This is a genomic window from Microbacterium sp. NPDC060117, assembly GCF_042729315.1.
Taxonomy (GTDB): Bacteria; Actinomycetota; Actinomycetes; order Actinomycetales; family Microbacteriaceae; genus Microbacterium.
In genome coordinates, this window is record NZ_JBHWXR010000001.1 from 512,225 (window position 1) to 528,004 (window position 15,780).

Below are 15,780 nucleotides of genomic sequence, written 5' to 3' on the forward strand. Positions count from 1 at the left end.
GCCCGAAGACCACGAAGGACCGCACATGCCCTCCCATCCCACGATCGTCATCACCGGCGCGACCAGCGGCCTCGGACGGCTCGCTGCGATCGACCTCGCTACCCAGGGCGCACACCTCGCGCTCACCGCCCGCAGTGCCGAGCGCGCCGCATCCACGGTCGCCGAGATCCAGGCAGCCGCACCCGGAACCGAGGTCGACGTGTTCCTCGCCGACTTCACCCGCATCGGAGACGTCCGCCGCGTCGGAGCCGAGATCGCCGCACGCTACGACCGTGTCGACGTGCTCATCAACAATGCGGGGCTGCACGCTTTCGAACAGCGGATCACCCCGGATGGGCTGCCCGAGATGATCGCCGTCAACTACCTCGCCCCCTGGATCCTGACCCGCACCCTCCTGCCCGCGCTCGGCCGCGCCGAACACGCCCGGGTCGTGAACGTGGCATCCGAAGCATCCCGTCGGCATGGCACCCTTGTCCTCCCCGACGACCTCACGGACACGAGCCCGTTCACCACCCGCGGATCCTCACTTCGATACGGGAAGAGCAAGCTGCTGGACATCATGTTCACCCTCGAACTCGCCCGCCGCATCGAAGACAGCGGCATCACCGCCAACTGCCTCGACCCCGGATTCAACGTCACCGGACTCGGCCGCGAACTCGGATTCGCCGCCCCCCTCGAGAAACTCCTCACCCGCCTGCACATCGGCGACCCCGCCCGAGGCTCCGGACTCATCGTCCGCCTCGCCACCGACCCCTCCCTCGAGTGCCAGAGCGGCGGCTACTACACCGTCAAGAACGCCGCACGCCTAACCCCCGTCCACCCCGGCAACGACACCGACACCCAACGACTCCTCTGGGAGTGCACGGAGGAGCTCCTCGACGAAGATCGCCTCACATTCGCGAGATGAGCGAGCACAGAGCCAACCTGAGACCTGGCGCGCGGGCTCGACATCGATGCCCAGAAACGCGGTCAACGTATCTGGCGTGCCCACCACACCCTGGCTATCGCATGCGGCACTGACAAGCGCGGCGGACAGCCCGCGTGAAGACGCCCGGATGGGGCGCACCCGTATCCGCTGAGTGACAGGGCGTTCCTCCGCGTGGCAGGTCGCCGTAGCGTGATCGTCATGGAGAAGCAGAACGAGTTCGGCGACTTCCTCCGCAGCCGTCGTGACAGGATCGGTCCGGAGCAGGCCGGTCTCATCGGCGGCGGTCGCCGGCGCGTGCCGGGTCTGCGGCGCGAGGAGGTCGCGCTGCTCGCCGGGGTGAGCGCGGACTACTACGCGAAGATGGAGCGCGGTGAGCTCGGCGTCGTCTCCGCAGAGGTCCTCGACGGCGTCTCGCGAGCCCTGTGCCTGAACGAGACGGAGACGGATCACCTGCACCAGCTTGCGGTGGCTCTTGTCCCTCAGCCGCTCCGGGCGCGTGAACGCCGGGTCGGCCCTGGCGTCCAGCCTGGCCTACAGCGTTTTCTCGACGCCATCACCGGCGCCCCGGTGTGGGTGCGCGATCAGCGCATGAACTTCGTCGCTGCGAACGATCTCGGTGCTGCGCTATACGCACCGATCCTGGAGGATCCGGAGTCCCGTCGCAACACGGCGCGATTCACGTTCCTGAACCCGTCGGCGAAGGTCTTCTACCTCGACTGGGAGCGCAGCGCGGACGCCGTGGTCGCGACATTGCGCGGCTACGCCGGCCGCAATCCGCGCGACCGACAGCTCACCGACCTGATCGGAGAACTCGCCACCCGGAGCGACACCTTCCGAGTGCGATGGGCATCGCACGACGTACGGGATTACCGCACGGGGACGAAGCGGATCCACCACCCCGAGGTCGGCGACCTGGAACTCCCGTACCAGGCGATGGAGCTGTCTGCGAATCCCGGATGGCAGATGTTCGCGTACACGGCTGAGCCGAACACTCCGACCGCCGAGCGGCTCGCGCTCCTCGGAAGCCTGGCGGTCAGCACACCCTCAGCGGGAACCGCGCCACAGACCCACGACCGCGCCGTGCCCTAGCTCGCTCCGCCCCCGTACCCTGCTCACCCTGCCCGCGCGAGTAGGCGGATCCGTCGCGCCCATAAGCGTCGCGTTCGTCTGCTCTCGTCGTGCTGTCCATGCAATCCCACCGACTCCTGAGGAAGGCCCTCATGTCCACCAGCTATTCGTCCCGCGCCGCGTTCTTCGCGATCGCGGTCGGCGTCGCCTCGTTCTCACTGCTGCAAAGCCTCGTCTACCCGGTGATCCCGCTGATCGCAGGCGACTTCCACGTCACCGCCGACGCCGCATCCTGGACGGTCACATCCTGGTTGATCGCGGCGGCCGTGCTCACTCCGCTGCTCGGCCGCATCGGAGATCTCCGCGGGCGTCGCAACACCTTCCTGATCGTCCTCATCGTCATCGCGATCGGCGACCTCGTCGCCGCCTTCGCACCGAACCTCCCTGTGCTGGTCTTCGGCCGGGTCCTGCAGGGAGTCGGCGGAGCCGTCATCCCGCTCGCCGCAGGACTGTTCCGCGACGTCATGCCCCGCGAGAAGCTCGTGGGGGCGCTGGGCGCGATGAGCGCCATCGTCGGTATCGGCTCGGCCGCAGGCAGCGCCCTCGCCGGCCCGATCGCCCAGGCATTCGGATGGCACGGGATCTTCGGAGCCGTCTTCCTCGTCGCGCTGGCCGGCATCCTCTTGACCGTCTTCCTCGTCCCTCGGGTCGGGCATCGAGTGCAGGGGCGGATCAACGTCTGGTCGGCGCTGCTCCTCTCGGCGTGGTTGGTCGCGCTGCTCGTGCCCCTCAGTTCCGGGGCTCGTTGGGGGTGGACGAGCCCGCTCACGATCTCCCTGTTCGTCGCCGCCGCAGTCCTCATCGCGCTGTGGGCCATCAGCGAGCTCCGAACGGATGACCCCCTGGTCGATCTGCGGCTGATGGCACAACGTTCGATCTGGCCGGTCAACGCCGCGACCCTTCTCGTCGGCGCGACGGCCTTCGGCTTCTGGGGCTACCTGCCGCAGTTCCTGGAGACACCGACCTCGTCCGGCTGGGGCATGGGCCTCGACGCGCAAGCCGCTGGCCTCGCCCTGCTCCCGCTGCTCATCGGGATGTCCGCGGTCGGATTCGCCATCGGACGGCTCGCACGAGTCATCCCCATCCGCCTGCTCCTCGCGATCGGCGCGCTGCTGATGGCAGGCGGCGTGACGTTCGCGATCCTCGCGCACACCGAGTACTGGATGCTCGCGACGGCCGGAGGCGTGTTCGGAGTCGGCATCGGTCTCGCCTACGCATCCGCGTCCAACGTCATCGTCCAGGGCGTGCCCATCGATCAGGTCGGCATCGCGACCGGTGTGAACGCGAACCTCCGCACCATCGGATCCGGCATCGGATCCGCCCTCACCGCCGCTCTCGTGTTCGGGACCGTCAAGGCCGGTGAGGCCCCGGCCATCAGTGGCTACCTCACCGCATGGATCACCCTCGCCGCCGCCGCGGTGCTCGCAGCGGCCATCGTCCTCCTCGTCCGCACCGGTGCCGCACCGGGCACAAACCACGCCGTCGACCCGACCGAATCCGTACCGGAATCGTCGAACGCCTGACCTCTGCGGCGGGGAGGGCCAGCAAGACCGGCCCTCCCTCCGCCGCATGGGCGTCGCCCGTCTCGGACGACTACGCAGTAAGCACGCGGTTCATTCAGCGAGGAGACCGCACCCAGCCGAACCCGATCACCATGGCGACGAGCGTCATCACCGCCGCAGCCATCATGGCGACGTTGTACCCGTTCCGAATCCACGAGCCGGACTCGCACATGGTGGTTTGGTCCGAACAGCGCCTGCTCGCCGACGAGGACGCTCAGCGGTTCGGGCGCCGGTGCTGCGCTGGCGGCGACCTCGATGATCCGGTCAGCGGTCGCGGCGGCGGTGAAGCTCGAGGCGAGGGCGAGGTGCACCGGCCATGCCCGGCGGCTGATCGTCGTGCCGATCTCGAGCGGATCGAACAGTGCGACAACGGCATAGCTCCTCATGAGCCGACCCTTTGGCAAGCGAAGCGTCCCGAACGCGGATCGGTTTGCGGGCGCCGCGGCGTCAACCCGTATCCTCTGAGACTATGGCGGACGAAGCAGCATCCTGTATTGAGTGCGGTGCCAGCGGATGCCTTGGCAATTGCGGTGACCTCTTCCACGCCCTCCTGGCTCTGGATCACCAACGCTTGCAGCCGTGGGGCCGGTTCCATGGACTCAACGTCGCCTGCTTTCTTCTTCAGCATCCATCACAAGCGCCTGCCGGCGCATCGGACGGCCTGTGGCAGATGGTCACAACGTTCCTGGCCGGTGGCTTGGACGCGGTAAATCAACTCGAATCCGATCGTGTGCGTTCGAACCGGCGCGGTCGTAAGCCCCCGCTCGTGGTCGAGTCGCCTCCTCCGCGCACCTCGGCACCCTCTGTCACGATCGAGGATGTCTCAGTCGATGGCTCCTTTCCAGCGTCCGGGTACGAGAGCCGAATGTTCGAGTGGGCATCCTCGATTGCAGAAGAGAGAATGCAGCGGATTGAGTAAACATCGTGAGCCCGCTGGGCGATCGGGTGCGCGCATCGTTCATGTCAGAACCATCGCGACGCAGTCCGCGGCCAGCCCCGGGCGCAGGCCGGCGGCCCCGGGATGCCCCCAGGGCGGCTGCAGGTTCCTCCTTCCCCCGGAACATCGACAGATCTGCAGATATCTTGCCGCGAAACCAAGCGCCGGGCGGCTGGTTAGTACTTCACACGGAAGTTGCCGACGATCTGGATGGCGTTTCCGTCAGGGTCGCTGAGCGGACAGAGGCGCACACCCTTGTTAGCCTCGATGATCTCTCCCGGCTCAAGGCCCATTTCTCGGAGTTCCCGCGCACCCTCCTGGATGTCGGAGACGGCCAGGTTGAGCATGCTGCTGCCGGCGCGATGCCGATCCTCGGTCACCTGTACCCATCCGTTGTCGGTGACGTGCCATTCGATCAGGTTCGGCATCGGGTTGTTGTCGGGCGCCCGGCCGAACAGTTTGCTGTACCAGTTGTTGGCCGTCTTGATGTCGCTGACGGCGAGGACGGAAAGGACGTGCTCCACATGCGCCATGATCAGATCTCCTGTTCCTTGGTGGCTGCGTGGAATTCCGCAGCCAAGGTGTCCAATTGCTGTGCCGTTCCTAGTTCACGCCACGTTGGTTGCTCCTGCCCGGGAAGATAGATTCCGTGCTCGGTCAGCACAACGCGGGTGCCGGAACCCTCTGCTTGGAACTCGACGCTGGTGGCCGAGACGGTCGACAGTCGATCTTCGGTATGCAGGGTCGAAGTCGTGAGGATGCGTTCGCCTGGCACGATCTCGACATAGCGTGCCTCATAAATCAGAATGCGCCCCTCTCCATCGACCCCCCTCACCGTCTCAACACCGCCAAGAACGAAGTCTTGAGAATGCTCCGCTCCTTGAGCCATCCAGCGTTTGCGTGCATCGGGGTTCGCCCAGGCGTCGAACACCCGCTCCACCGGTGCCGGATAGTGCCGTTCTAGCGTGAAGGTCGAATGCGTTACACCCATCAGTTGCTTCCTTTCAGATAGTTATCGAGTTGGTCAAGCCGCAGTTCCCAGTCGGTGCGTTGAACGCTTAGCCAGCGCTCCGCCTGGCGCAGCGTCTCCGGTTCGATCCGGCAGTTGCGCACCCGGCCGACCTTTTCGGTGACGATGAGACCCGCCTTCTCCAACACCTGAAGGTGCTGCATCACAGCCGACAGAGACATCGCCAACGGCTCGGCCAAAGTCGTTACCGCCGCCGGACCACGAACCAGCCGTTCGATGATCAACCGGCGGGTGTCATCGGCCAGCGCTTGAAAGACGCGACCGACGACATCGGACTCAGATTGATGAAGCACGTACTTAACTGTTCTCGCCCAGTCAGCAAAAGTCAAGTGCCTTCTTAACTAACGACAGAGCCTAGTCCGAGCCTGCAATCGATCTGGAGCTCCTGCCCCTTCGTCGAATGCTCCCCGGGGGAATGTTTCGTGTCAGACGGCGGCCTGTTCGACTAGTGCCCGAAGCCTGCTCTCTGTAACAGCATCGGCTCCGGGGGCTTCGCCACGGGGATCGCCTCCCGGAGGATCCATTTTCCTGGTTCTTCACCCTGGTCATCGAGGCGCGTCGCGGGTGTGCCTGCGCAGACAGTCCGAAGCATCGCGTCGCCACGGCACCCTCGTCCTCCCCGACGACCTCACTGACGCCAGCCCGTTCACCGCACACGGATCCTCACTGCGATACGGGAAGAACAAGCTGCTGGACATCATGTTCGCACTCGAACTCGCTTGCCGCATCGAGGGCAGCGGCATCAGCACAAACTGCCTCGACCCCGGCTTCAACGTCACCGGACTCGGCCGCGAACTCGGATTCGCCGCGCCGGTCGAGAAGCTCCTCACCCGCCTGCACATCGGCAACCCCGCCCGCGGCTCCGGGCTCATCGTCCGCCTCGCAACCGACCCCTCCCTCGAGGGCCAGAGCGGCGGTTACTACACCGTAAAGAACACGGCGCGCCTCATCTCCGTCCACCCCGGCAACGACACCGACGCTCAACGACTCCTCTGCGAATGCACGGAGGAGCTCCCCGACGGAGATCGCCTCACGCCCGCGAGATGAGCAAGCACAGAACCAACCTGACACCTGGCACAGCTCGACATCGATGTCGGGGTACGCAGGGCGTGCGGGCAACGTATTTGGCGCGCCCACCACGTCACGAACCCTATCGGCGGCTACCGCTGTGACGACCGGGCAGACCAAGCCTCGTCGCCGATGCGCACCCGCCCGGACTTGTCGAGCGTGGGTACAGGAGCTCAGTCGGCGACCTTGATGATGGTCTTGCCCGGTACCCGGACGGTGGAGTTGAAGGCGGCGGCGGCGTCGTCGAGAGCTGCGACCGTACCGATCGAGCTGACCAGGCGCCCGTCGCGGACACGCTGAGCGATCTCGCCGAGCTGACCACGGTCAGCTTCGACCACGAAGAACAGTGCTCTGCCGTTCTCCGGCTGGCGGGCCGGGGGCCCTGCGATTGTGACGAGCGTTCCACCGGGGCGGACCAGATCGATTGAGGCATCCCCGATCGTGCCGCCGATCACGTCGAACACAAGATCAACCTGCTCGCGGCTCGCCCATCCGTCCTGACCCAGATCGATAAACTCGTCTGCTCCCAGTGCGAGGGCGGCTTGCTCGTCGGTCGATCGCCCTGTGCCGATAACGTAGGCGCCAGCCTGGCGGGCGAGCTGTGTCGCGATTGATCCGACACCGCCGGCGGCGCCGTGGATCATGACGGTGTGCCCCGTCTGGAGTCCGCCGTGCACGAAGAGCGCCTGCCAGGCCGTCAGGCCGGAGACGGGCAGGCTCGCCGCCGTCACGAACCCGATGTTTGCTGGCAACGCCGCGAGGTTGCGCGCCTCAACGGAGACGAACTCGGCGAGCGAACCGTCACGGGTCCAGTCGGTGAGCCCGAAGACGCGCTGACCGACGGTGAGCCCGGTCGTGCCGTAGCCCAGGCTGCTGACGACGCCGGCGACCTCGTGCCCCGGCACGGACGGAGTGCGGTTCTTGCCGGCCCGATCTTCCCACGTTCCCGGCCAGGCAAGCTCACCCGGCGTGAACCCGGATGCGTGCACTCGCACCACGACGTCGTTCTCAGCCGTGTGCGGCTCCGGCCGCTCAACGAGCTGCATGCCGGCTGTGCCGGCGTTCTTGTCGGTGACGATGATCGCCTTCATGAGATCCCTTCGGATAGTGCCGTCGATAGATTGACGACACAGCCTCAGAAGATGTCAGGCGATGGCGCCCCACTGCGTGAGCTTGTGGGGATTCCATTGGATCCACACCTCGACGACCGAACCGCCTGCGACGCGTAGAGAGAGCACGCCGCTCACCCCACTCCGCTCGACCAGAAGGATCACGGACTCGTCCGTCGCCTGACCGGTGCGCAACCAGACGTCCGGTCGCCGCTGGCGGACGCCGAGCACGAAACGTGCGACCTTGTCTGCACTGTAAATCGGGTTACGGGCGGCCCGGGCGAAACCGCCACCGTCAGAGGTGAGCACCACGGATGGATCCAACAAGGACGTCAGCCGGACGACATCGCCGTCATCGCACGCCTCGAGGAACGCTTGGACGACTTGCGCATGCGCCCGCTGATCCACCTCAGAGCGCCTCTCGGCGCGCAACCGTCGTCGTCCTGAAGACGCGAGCTCGCGTACCGCGCCGGGACTGCGCTGCATGATTTCACCGATCTCCGAGAAGCTGTGGCCGAAGACATCGTGAAGCACGAACGCCACCCGCTCGGGAGGCGTCATGTGCTCCATGACCCGCAGCATGGCGACGCTCAATGTCTCGGAGAATGCCACGCGCTCTCCAGGATCCGTGTTCGTTGACAATGCCGCGCCATCGGGAATCGGCTCGGGTAGCCAGGGCCCGACGTAGTCTTCGTGGCGATACCTCGCGGAGCTCAGCAGGTCGAGACAGATTCGAGTGGTCGCGGTCGTGAGCCAAGCGGCGATACTTCGCACCTGGGCTCGTGCCGGCTCATCCAGCCGGAACCAGCGCACGTACGCTTCCTGCACGGCATCTTCAGCGTCCGCGAGCGTGCCCAGCATCCGAAACGCGACACCGATCAAGCGCCGACGCTCGTGCTCGACCGCGCTCTCCCATTGTGACTTGGTGTCGATACCAACTGACTCAGACATACCTTCCGACCCCTGGCTCCGGATGTGCTCCGCGCAATCTCGCTCCGAGAAGCGCATACTACCGAGGCCGCCCCGCTGAAGAACCAACAGAACGTCGCCGAACGCGGGCGCACTACCTCCCTGGATGCATCGGATCGCCCCCTACGCTCTACAACGCCGAGCGTCGTCCCCTGAGTTTGCGATCGAAGAGAGTCATCAGCAGTACCAGGACGCTGGTGCCGACCAGGACGACGGCGATCGTATGCAGCCCACCGTCCGTCACGTCGTTGCGGAACACGATGCCGGTGACGGCGGAGGAAGCGATCGAGCCGAGGTAGCTGAACGTACGGAACAGGCCCGCCGCTGTACCCAGGTGCTCAGGGGGAGCCTGCTCGTACAGCGCCGTCTGGTTGCCGACTGTCGTCGTGCCGAGGGTGATCGCGAACAGCAGGGTGACGGCGACGATCAGCAAGACCGACGTGCTCGAGTCGAAGAACAACACCGATGCTGTCGCGACGACGAGCACGGATGCGCCGAGGATGAGCGGGCCACGGATCAGGTTCTTCGCCGAGATCGGCTTGGAGATCATCGCGGCCAGAAGTCCCATGGGCAGCATGACCAGTCCGGCGGCCTGGGGTGTGAGCCCGTGGCCGGCCTCGAGCCACTGTGTCAGTCCGTACAGCACCGTGTAGAACGCCAGCAGTGTGAGCGCGCCGCGGAGATAGGTGCGGGTCAGTGCGAGGTTGCGAACCAGCAGCCGCATGTCGATGAACGGCGTCCTGGCCCGGAGCTCCCAGATGACCAGCGCGGCAGCGAGGACGACGAAGAGCCCGAGGGCCGGCCAGACGAGCCCCGGCAACGTGAGCAGGAAGACGAGGAGTGCGCTCATCATGCCTGCGAACAAGACGATGCCGACGATATCCATCAACGACGCCGAGTCGCGCAGCGACCTTCGCTCGATGGCGGAGTCCTTCGGGATCCAGAGCACGGCGAGTGTGAGCGCGATCAGTGTGACGGGTACGTTCGCCCAGAATGCGGCGCGCCAGCTGAACAGTGAGATGAGCAGGCCGCCGATCGGCGGGCCCACGGCGACCGTGACGGTGCCGGCGATGGACAACCCTCCCAGGACATTGCCGGGCGGCTCAGTCAATCCGGCCCAGGTCGCTCGGCGCCGGATGATCACCATCGCCGCCGGATAGCCGGCCGAGGTGCCGACGCCGATCAGCACTCGGGCGACGGTGAGCCAGGTGAGACTCCCACCGAGGCCCCCGACGACGCCGCCGAGCAGCACCAGCGCGATTCCGGTGATGAAGACCCGGCGGGGCCCGTAGAGCTCGGCAAGTTTGCCTGCTGTCGGCTGCGCGACGGCACTGGCCAGGTACAGCGCCGACACGAGAACCGCGGCTTGGCCGACAGGTACTCCGAGCGCCGCAGCGATGGGGACCATCCCCGTTGCGATCAGCGAGCTGTTGATTGGATTCAGCGCTGAGCTGATGTAGAGCGGAGTGACGAAGCGCCAGGAGAACGGGCGGAAGCCGGGCCGGGCTTCAGGTTCGACTCGAGTGGTCACGTGCGGACCAGGTCTTCCAGGTCGTCGACGGTGATGACCTCAGCCTGTCGCGGCATGACCTTATCGATGAGCACACGATGGACTTCGGCATCCTGATCTGCGGTCGCATCAGCCAGAACGAACATCCGGTAGTCCTTGTCTGCGGCCTCTCTCACGGTGGACAGCACGACACCGGCCGTCGAAACGCCGCCTAGGACGAGGGTGTCGACGTCGGCGTCGCCGAGCAGGGCATGCAGGTGTGTCGTGCTGAACGATCCATATCGCGTCTTGCGCACCGCGTGGTCGTCCGCTCGGACGTCCAGCGAGGGTTCGAGCTGCATGCGGGGGTCGTCCGCGGCGAGCAGCTGATCGCGCTTCGCCTGAGCGAACGACTTGTGGTGATGAGGGATCGCCGCGTAGTCCTCCGGCTTGAACCCGACTCGGACGAAGACGACGACGACGGAGTTCTCGCGTGCCCAGCGAATCGCAGCGTGCGCGGCCCTCATGAGAGCGTCGGGGTCGGGAACGTGTTCGAGTACAGCAGGTTGAAGATCCATCAGCACGAGAGCGGCGCGCGCAGGGTTGATCTTGTTGGACATTGAGAGCTCTCCTTCCAAGAACTAGACAGGCAACCTGTCTATTATTACACAGGTAACCTGTTTAATAGAGCCACTGGAACGAAAGTAGAGTGATCTGCATGGGTACTCCGGATTCCGCCGACCTGGCACACTCGCTCCCGCAGGCGATGGTTCGGCTGCGGGCGCGCCTGCGCGCCGAGTCGGCACCCGAGAATCGCTCCTGGTCCTGGCCGCAGGTGTCCACGTTGAACAGGCTGGTCACTGAGGGGCCGCAGTCAGTGAGCGCCCTGGCTACCGCTGAGCATGTGAGGCCGCAGTCGATGGCGGAGACGGTCGCGGGCCTGAAGGAGCAAGGATTCGTCTCGGGACGAAAGGATCCCGCCGATGGCCGCCGCGTTCTCTACTCGGCCACCGATACGGGGCGGGAACTGGTGTCGCGAATTCCCGAGGAGCGGGAGTCATGGCTCGAGGGCGCCATCTCGACCTCACTCTCTGCAACAGAGCGCCGCACGATCGCGGCTGCGGTCGCGATCATGGAGCGACTCGCCGAGCAATAGCGCGGCTCAGGCGCGTACATGCCCGACTTTGGCGCGGCGCCGGAAGTCACGAGGGGTCTCCCCCTGCTCCCGCTTGAACTGCCGGTTGAAGTTGGAGAGGTTTCCGAACCCGACGGCGTAGCAGACGTCCGCGATGGAGTCGTGGCCGTGCTCGAGCATTTGTCGCGCATGAGCGACGCGCACCTTCCGTAGGGTGTCGGAGAAGTTCTGTCCGGTCGCCCTCTTGAACTGCTTGGAGAAGGTCGGAGCCGCGAGCCCAGTGAGCTCCGCTGCATCCGCACTGGTGATCGCGCTCGCATGGTTCGCGAAGAGGAACTCGAGCGCAATCTCCGCCAGCGCCGCGGCTTCATCGTCTCCCGTTGGATTCACCCACGCCTCCGCCAGATACCGTCGCTCGCCCAGCGGCGCTCGGGTGAGCACAAGAAGGAGCTGAATCACATGAGAAAGACGCTCAAGTCCGGATGACACTCCGATGGCCTCTATGTGACGCGCGGCCTGGCGAGCAGATCCGTCGATGAACTCGATGCCACGATGAGATTCGTCGAGCAGCCGCTGAGTCTCCCCGAGCTCCGGGATCAGCGTGGTGCTATCTCGGAGCCACTGCCCGTCGAACTGCACGACCGCGCTCCGGTCGGTGATCACCTCACCCTCGACGAGATCGCTCACCCAGTCATGAGGCAGACCGGACCCGATCAACGCGACGTGTCCAGCTTCGAAGGAGCCGATGTGATCGCCGACGATGAACCGCCCTGTGCCCTTGCGGATCAGATGGATTTCGTACTCGGGGTGATAGTTCCATCGGGCGGTCAGACAGGGGTAGTCGTGCATGTGCCAGCGCACACAATGCTCGGGATCCGGCGGAATCACTTCACGCGCCGCCTTCATCCCGATCATCCGCTCGGCCAGACGAGCCGAACCTCGCCAGGTGGTTTGTTCCATCCTTGCCTCCCTGACAGAACTACGACCGGTGTCATTCGCTGACCATCGGAAATTTTGTATCAGAAATCCCTCGTCTTGACGCTAGCATCACCGCTCGCGCCTTTCTAGCGTGGGAGTCACATCACCGAAGAGCTCGCACAGCAGACTGCTCGCCTCTTCGGCGTCCACGCAGAAGAACAAGGGAGTCCTTTATGCATTCGAGGCGCTATCTGTCCATCGCGGCTGTCGGCGCGCTGTCCGGAGTCATCGTGCTCGCCGGCTGCAGCGGAGCGGGTGCTGGCGGCACCGGCGACCAGAACAGCATCAACGTGCTGATGGTGAACAACCCTCAAATGGTGGATCTGCAGAAGCTGACCGCCGACAACTTCACCAAGCAGACCGGCATCAAGGTGAACTTCACCGTCATGCCTGAGAACGATGTGCGCGGCAAGATCAGCCAGGAGTTCTCCAGCCAGGCCGGCCAGTACGACGTCGCGACGCTGTCCAACTACGAGATCCCCTTCTACTCCAAGAACGGATGGCTCGCGCCGCTCTCCGACTACGTCTCCAAGGACAAGACGTTCGATCAGAGCGACATCCTGCCGGCGTACACGGCATCGCTGACCGGTGAAGACGGGAAGCTCTACGGTGAGCCGTTCTACGGCGAATCATCGTTCCTGATGTACCGCAAGGACGTTTTTGAGAAGGCCGGTCTGAAGATCTCGGATCACCCGACGTGGACCGAGGTCGCCGACCTCGCGGCGAAGCTCGACGGCGCGGAACCCGGCATGAAGGGGATCTGCCTGCGCGGACAGCCCAGCTGGGGCCAGCTGGGCGGCGCGCTCACGACCGTGGTGAACACCTACGGCGGGACGTGGTTCGACAAGGACTGGAACGCCAAGGTCGACTCGCCAGAGTTCAAGGCCGCGACCGATTTCTACGTGAATCTGGTGCGCGAGCACGGCGAGGCCGGCGCCGCCCAGTCGGGCTACACCGAGTGCCTGAACAACCTCACCCAGGGCAAGGTCGCCATGTGGTACGACGCCACTGCGGCCGCAGGCACGATCGAAGCCGACGACTCCCCCATCAAGGGCAAGGTCGGGTATGTCGCAGCACCGGTGGAGAAGACCAAGGCGTCGGGATGGCTGTGGACGTGGTCCTGGGGCATGCAGGCCGCGTCGAAGAAGAAGGACGCCGCATGGAAGTTCATCTCCTGGTCGAGCTCGAAGGAGTATGAGCAGCTCGTCGCCGACAAGCTCGGGTGGGCTCGAGTTCCCTCCGGGAAGCGCGCATCGACCTTCGACAACCCTGACTTCCAGGCCGCGGCCCCGTTCTACGCCGCCGAGCGGTGGGCGATCGAGAACGCGGATCCGAAGAATCCGGGCCTGCAGCCGCGACCTGCCGTCGGGATCCAGTTCGTCGGCATTCCGGAGTACGCCGACCTGGGCACGTCCGTGACCCAGGACATCAGCGCCGCGATCGCGGGACAGACCACCGTCGCCGATGCGCTGGCCAAGGGTCAGATCGCAGCGCAAAAGGTCGGCGACAAGTACAAGGCCGCGAAGTAGCGGATGGCAGGGTGGGGCGCCTCGTGATGTCGAGGCGCCCCGCCGCAGGAGCGATGACATGACTGCTACACAAGAATTGATCCAGATCACGAGGAGTCGAGGCGTTCCTCGCACATCGATGTCCCGTAGAGAGCGCACCAAGGCCTGGGCCCGTCGGGCCCCGTTGCTGCCGGCGCTGGTGTTCCTGATCGTGGTCACCCAGTTGCCGTTCGTGGTGACGCTCGTCATCTCGTTCATGAGATGGAACGCGCTACGACCCGATCAGATCGGCTTCGCGGGGCTGGACAACTATGCCCAGGTGCTCGGCGACCCCGACCTCCGTCAGGCGATCGGGACGACGGTTGTGCTCACGGCATCCGTGGTGATCGTGAGCTTGGTTCTCGGACTGGGACTGGCGCTGCTGCTCGACAAGAAGTTTCTCGGCCGAGGCATCGTGCGGACGATGCTGATCGCGCCGTTCCTCGTCGTCCCGGTTGCCGCGGCGCTGATCTGGAAGCACGCGATCCTCAACCCGACCTTCGGCCTTATCAATGGCGTGCTCACCTGGATCTGGTCGTTGTTCGGCAGCGACGCGCCGCCTCAGCCGGATCTGCTCACCCAGACGCCGCTGCTCGCGGTCGTGATCACCCTGATCTGGCAGTGGACACCGTTCATGATGCTGATCCTGCTGGCTGGGCTGCAGTCACGCCCGATGGATGTGATCGAGGCGGCGCAGGTCGACGGCGCAACGCCGTTCGCGATCTTCCGGTACCTGACGTTGCCTCATCTTCGTCAATACCTCGAGCTGGGTGGACTGCTCGGTGCCATCTATGTCGTGCAGAACTTCGATGCGGTGTTCACCCTCACCTCCGGCGGCCTGGGCACCGCGAACCTTCCGTATGCGGTGTACCGGACGTTCTACCTCGCCAACGAGTACGGGATCTCCTCCGCCATGGGCGTGATCGTCGTGATCGGCACGATCGTCATCGCGACCTTCGCACTGCGGACCGTGTTCACGCTGTTCAAGAAGGAGACCGGACGATGAGTTCCCTCACCACCGCCCGCCGTTTCAGCCGTCGCACACCACAAGACGGCACGCGGAACAAGACCATCACGGGAATCGTCGCCTGGGTCGCCGCGCTCCTGTTCGCATCGCCAGTGCTGTGGATGATCCTTACCTCGTTCCACTCCGAGACTGATGCCGCGACCAACCCACCCTCGCTCTTCGCACCCCTGACCCTCGATTCGTACGCGAAGTTCTTCGGGCTAGGGTCCGGAGTCGATCCCTGGCCACCGCTGATCAATTCGGCGATGGCATCGGTCTTGTCCACGGTGCTGGTCCTCGTGCTCGCGATACCCGCCGCGTACGCCCTCTCGATCCGCCCCGTACGCAAATGGACCGACGTGATGTTCTTCTTCCTGTCGACGAAGATGATGCCCGTGGTTGCGGCGGTGCTGCCGTTGTTCCTCTTCGCCAAGACCGTGGGCGTGCTGGACAACATCTGGTTCCTGATCCTGATGTACACGTCGATGAACCTTCCCATCGCCGTGTGGATGATGCGCTCCTTCCTCGCGGAAGTCCCTGTCGAGATCCTCGAGGCGGCTGAGCTCGATGGTGCCGGCCTGCTCCGAGTCCTCCGCAACGTGGTCGCCCCCGTCGCGATGCCGGGTATCGCCGCAACCGCGCTGATCTGTTTCATCTTCAGCTGGAACGAGCTCCTGATCGCACGCGTCCTCACCGGTGTCGCCGCAAGCACGGCCCCAGTGTTCCTCACCGGCTTCGTCAGTAGCCAAGGGTTGTTCCTCGCCCAGGTGTGCGCTGCCGCAGTGGTCGTTTCACTTCCCGTCCTCATCGCCGGGTTCGCGGCCCAGGACAAGCTCGTTCAGGGCCTGTCGCTCGGCGCCGTCAAGTAGCCCCCGGCCATCTACGCCCTCGATA

General features: G+C 65.1%; 17 protein-coding genes. 9 read left to right on the plus strand and 8 right to left on the minus strand.

The features are described from left to right. Positions 1 to 25: 25 nt before the first annotated feature. The 4 genes from ACFWCK_RS02280 (at position 26) to ACFWCK_RS02295 (ending at position 4,537) form a co-directional block, all read left to right on the plus strand. Positions 26 to 907: an SDR family NAD(P)-dependent oxidoreductase gene (locus ACFWCK_RS02280; RefSeq protein ID WP_378804340.1), complete on the plus strand. Its 882-nt coding sequence runs from the start codon at positions 26 to 28 to the stop codon at positions 905 to 907. A gap of 219 nt (positions 908 to 1,126) precedes the next feature. After that, positions 1,127 to 2,017, plus strand: a complete 891-nt coding sequence (locus tag ACFWCK_RS02285) for a helix-turn-helix transcriptional regulator (RefSeq protein WP_378804341.1) — start codon at positions 1,127 to 1,129, stop codon at positions 2,015 to 2,017. Positions 2,018 to 2,148: 131 nt separating this feature from the next. Further along, on the plus strand, positions 2,149 to 3,579 hold the full coding sequence (locus tag ACFWCK_RS02290) for an MFS transporter (protein ID WP_378804342.1): 1,431 nt from the start codon (positions 2,149 to 2,151) through the stop codon (positions 3,577 to 3,579). A 508-nt stretch (positions 3,580 to 4,087) separates the two neighbouring features. After that, positions 4,088 to 4,537 carry a DUF5946 family protein gene (locus ACFWCK_RS02295; RefSeq protein WP_378804343.1) on the plus strand — a complete coding sequence of 150 codons (450 nt, stop codon included), beginning with the start codon at positions 4,088 to 4,090 and terminating at the stop codon, positions 4,535 to 4,537. Between the two features lie 194 nt (positions 4,538 to 4,731). Here ACFWCK_RS02295 and ACFWCK_RS02300 read toward each other — a convergent pair whose 3' ends face one another. The 3 genes from ACFWCK_RS02300 to ACFWCK_RS02310 are packed head-to-tail and all read right to left on the minus strand — an operon-like array spanning position 4,732 to position 5,914. Next, the gene (locus tag ACFWCK_RS02300; RefSeq protein ID WP_378804344.1) at positions 4,732 to 5,088 is read right to left on the minus strand and encodes a VOC family protein; all 357 of its coding nucleotides are present in this window, start codon (positions 5,086 to 5,088) and stop codon (positions 4,732 to 4,734) included. 2 nt (positions 5,089 to 5,090) lie between these two features. Beyond that, positions 5,091 to 5,546 carry an SRPBCC family protein gene (locus ACFWCK_RS02305; RefSeq protein ID WP_378804345.1) on the minus strand — a complete coding sequence of 152 codons (456 nt, stop codon included), beginning with the start codon at positions 5,544 to 5,546 and terminating at the stop codon, positions 5,091 to 5,093. Next, complete coding sequence (locus ACFWCK_RS02310) at positions 5,546 to 5,914, minus strand: ArsR/SmtB family transcription factor (RefSeq protein WP_378804346.1); 369 nt, start codon at positions 5,912 to 5,914, stop codon at positions 5,546 to 5,548. Before ACFWCK_RS02310 ends, ACFWCK_RS02305 begins: the two co-directional genes overlap by 1 nt. A gap of 235 nt (positions 5,915 to 6,149) precedes the next feature. On the opposite strand from ACFWCK_RS02310, the gene ACFWCK_RS02315 reads away from it, so the two are divergent. Continuing rightward, entirely contained in the window at positions 6,150 to 6,632 is a 483-nt protein-coding gene (locus ACFWCK_RS02315) for a hypothetical protein (protein ID WP_378804347.1), read from the plus strand. Between the two features lie 194 nt (positions 6,633 to 6,826). Here the strand turns inward: ACFWCK_RS02315 and ACFWCK_RS02320 are convergent, their stop codons facing one another. From ACFWCK_RS02320 to ACFWCK_RS02335, 4 genes are all read right to left on the minus strand, one after another. Next, positions 6,827 to 7,744, minus strand: a complete 918-nt coding sequence (locus tag ACFWCK_RS02320) for an NADP-dependent oxidoreductase (RefSeq protein WP_378804348.1) — start codon at positions 7,742 to 7,744, stop codon at positions 6,827 to 6,829. Positions 7,745 to 7,798: 54 nt separating this feature from the next. Then, complete coding sequence (sigJ, locus tag ACFWCK_RS02325; protein ID WP_378804349.1) at positions 7,799 to 8,713, minus strand: RNA polymerase sigma factor SigJ; 915 nt, start codon at positions 8,711 to 8,713, stop codon at positions 7,799 to 7,801. Positions 8,714 to 8,861: 148 nt separating this feature from the next. Continuing rightward, a complete protein-coding gene (locus ACFWCK_RS02330) occupies positions 8,862 to 10,262 on the minus strand; it encodes an MFS transporter (RefSeq protein WP_378804350.1) in 1,401 nt (466 codons plus the stop codon). Then, positions 10,259 to 10,840, minus strand: coding sequence for a cysteine hydrolase family protein (locus tag ACFWCK_RS02335; protein ID WP_378804351.1), 582 nt, complete (start codon positions 10,838 to 10,840; stop codon positions 10,259 to 10,261). The genes ACFWCK_RS02330 and ACFWCK_RS02335 overlap by 4 nt, the downstream gene beginning before the upstream one ends. A 98-nt stretch (positions 10,841 to 10,938) precedes the next feature. Here ACFWCK_RS02335 and ACFWCK_RS02340 point away from each other — a divergent pair, with 98 nt between their 5' ends. After that, positions 10,939 to 11,376, plus strand: a complete 438-nt coding sequence (locus ACFWCK_RS02340; protein WP_378804352.1) for a MarR family winged helix-turn-helix transcriptional regulator — start codon at positions 10,939 to 10,941, stop codon at positions 11,374 to 11,376. 6 nt (positions 11,377 to 11,382) lie between these two features. On the opposite strand, the gene ACFWCK_RS02345 is transcribed toward ACFWCK_RS02340, so the two are convergent. Beyond that, a complete protein-coding gene (locus ACFWCK_RS02345) occupies positions 11,383 to 12,315 on the minus strand; it encodes an AraC family transcriptional regulator (protein WP_378804353.1) in 933 nt (310 codons plus the stop codon). A 314-nt stretch (positions 12,316 to 12,629) separates the two neighbouring features. Here ACFWCK_RS02345 and ACFWCK_RS02350 point away from each other — a divergent pair, with 314 nt between their 5' ends. From ACFWCK_RS02350 to ACFWCK_RS02360, 3 genes are all read left to right on the plus strand, one after another. Then, entirely contained in the window at positions 12,630 to 13,862 is a 1,233-nt protein-coding gene (locus ACFWCK_RS02350; protein ID WP_378805034.1) for an ABC transporter substrate-binding protein, read from the plus strand. Positions 13,863 to 13,980: 118 nt separating this feature from the next. Continuing rightward, the gene (locus tag ACFWCK_RS02355) at positions 13,981 to 14,886 is read left to right on the plus strand and encodes a carbohydrate ABC transporter permease (RefSeq protein WP_378804354.1); all 906 of its coding nucleotides are present in this window, start codon (positions 13,981 to 13,983) and stop codon (positions 14,884 to 14,886) included. Continuing rightward, positions 14,883 to 15,755 carry a carbohydrate ABC transporter permease gene (locus ACFWCK_RS02360; protein ID WP_378804355.1) on the plus strand — a complete coding sequence of 291 codons (873 nt, stop codon included), beginning with the start codon at positions 14,883 to 14,885 and terminating at the stop codon, positions 15,753 to 15,755. Before ACFWCK_RS02355 ends, ACFWCK_RS02360 begins: the two co-directional genes overlap by 4 nt. Positions 15,756 to 15,780: the final 25 nt, after the last annotated feature.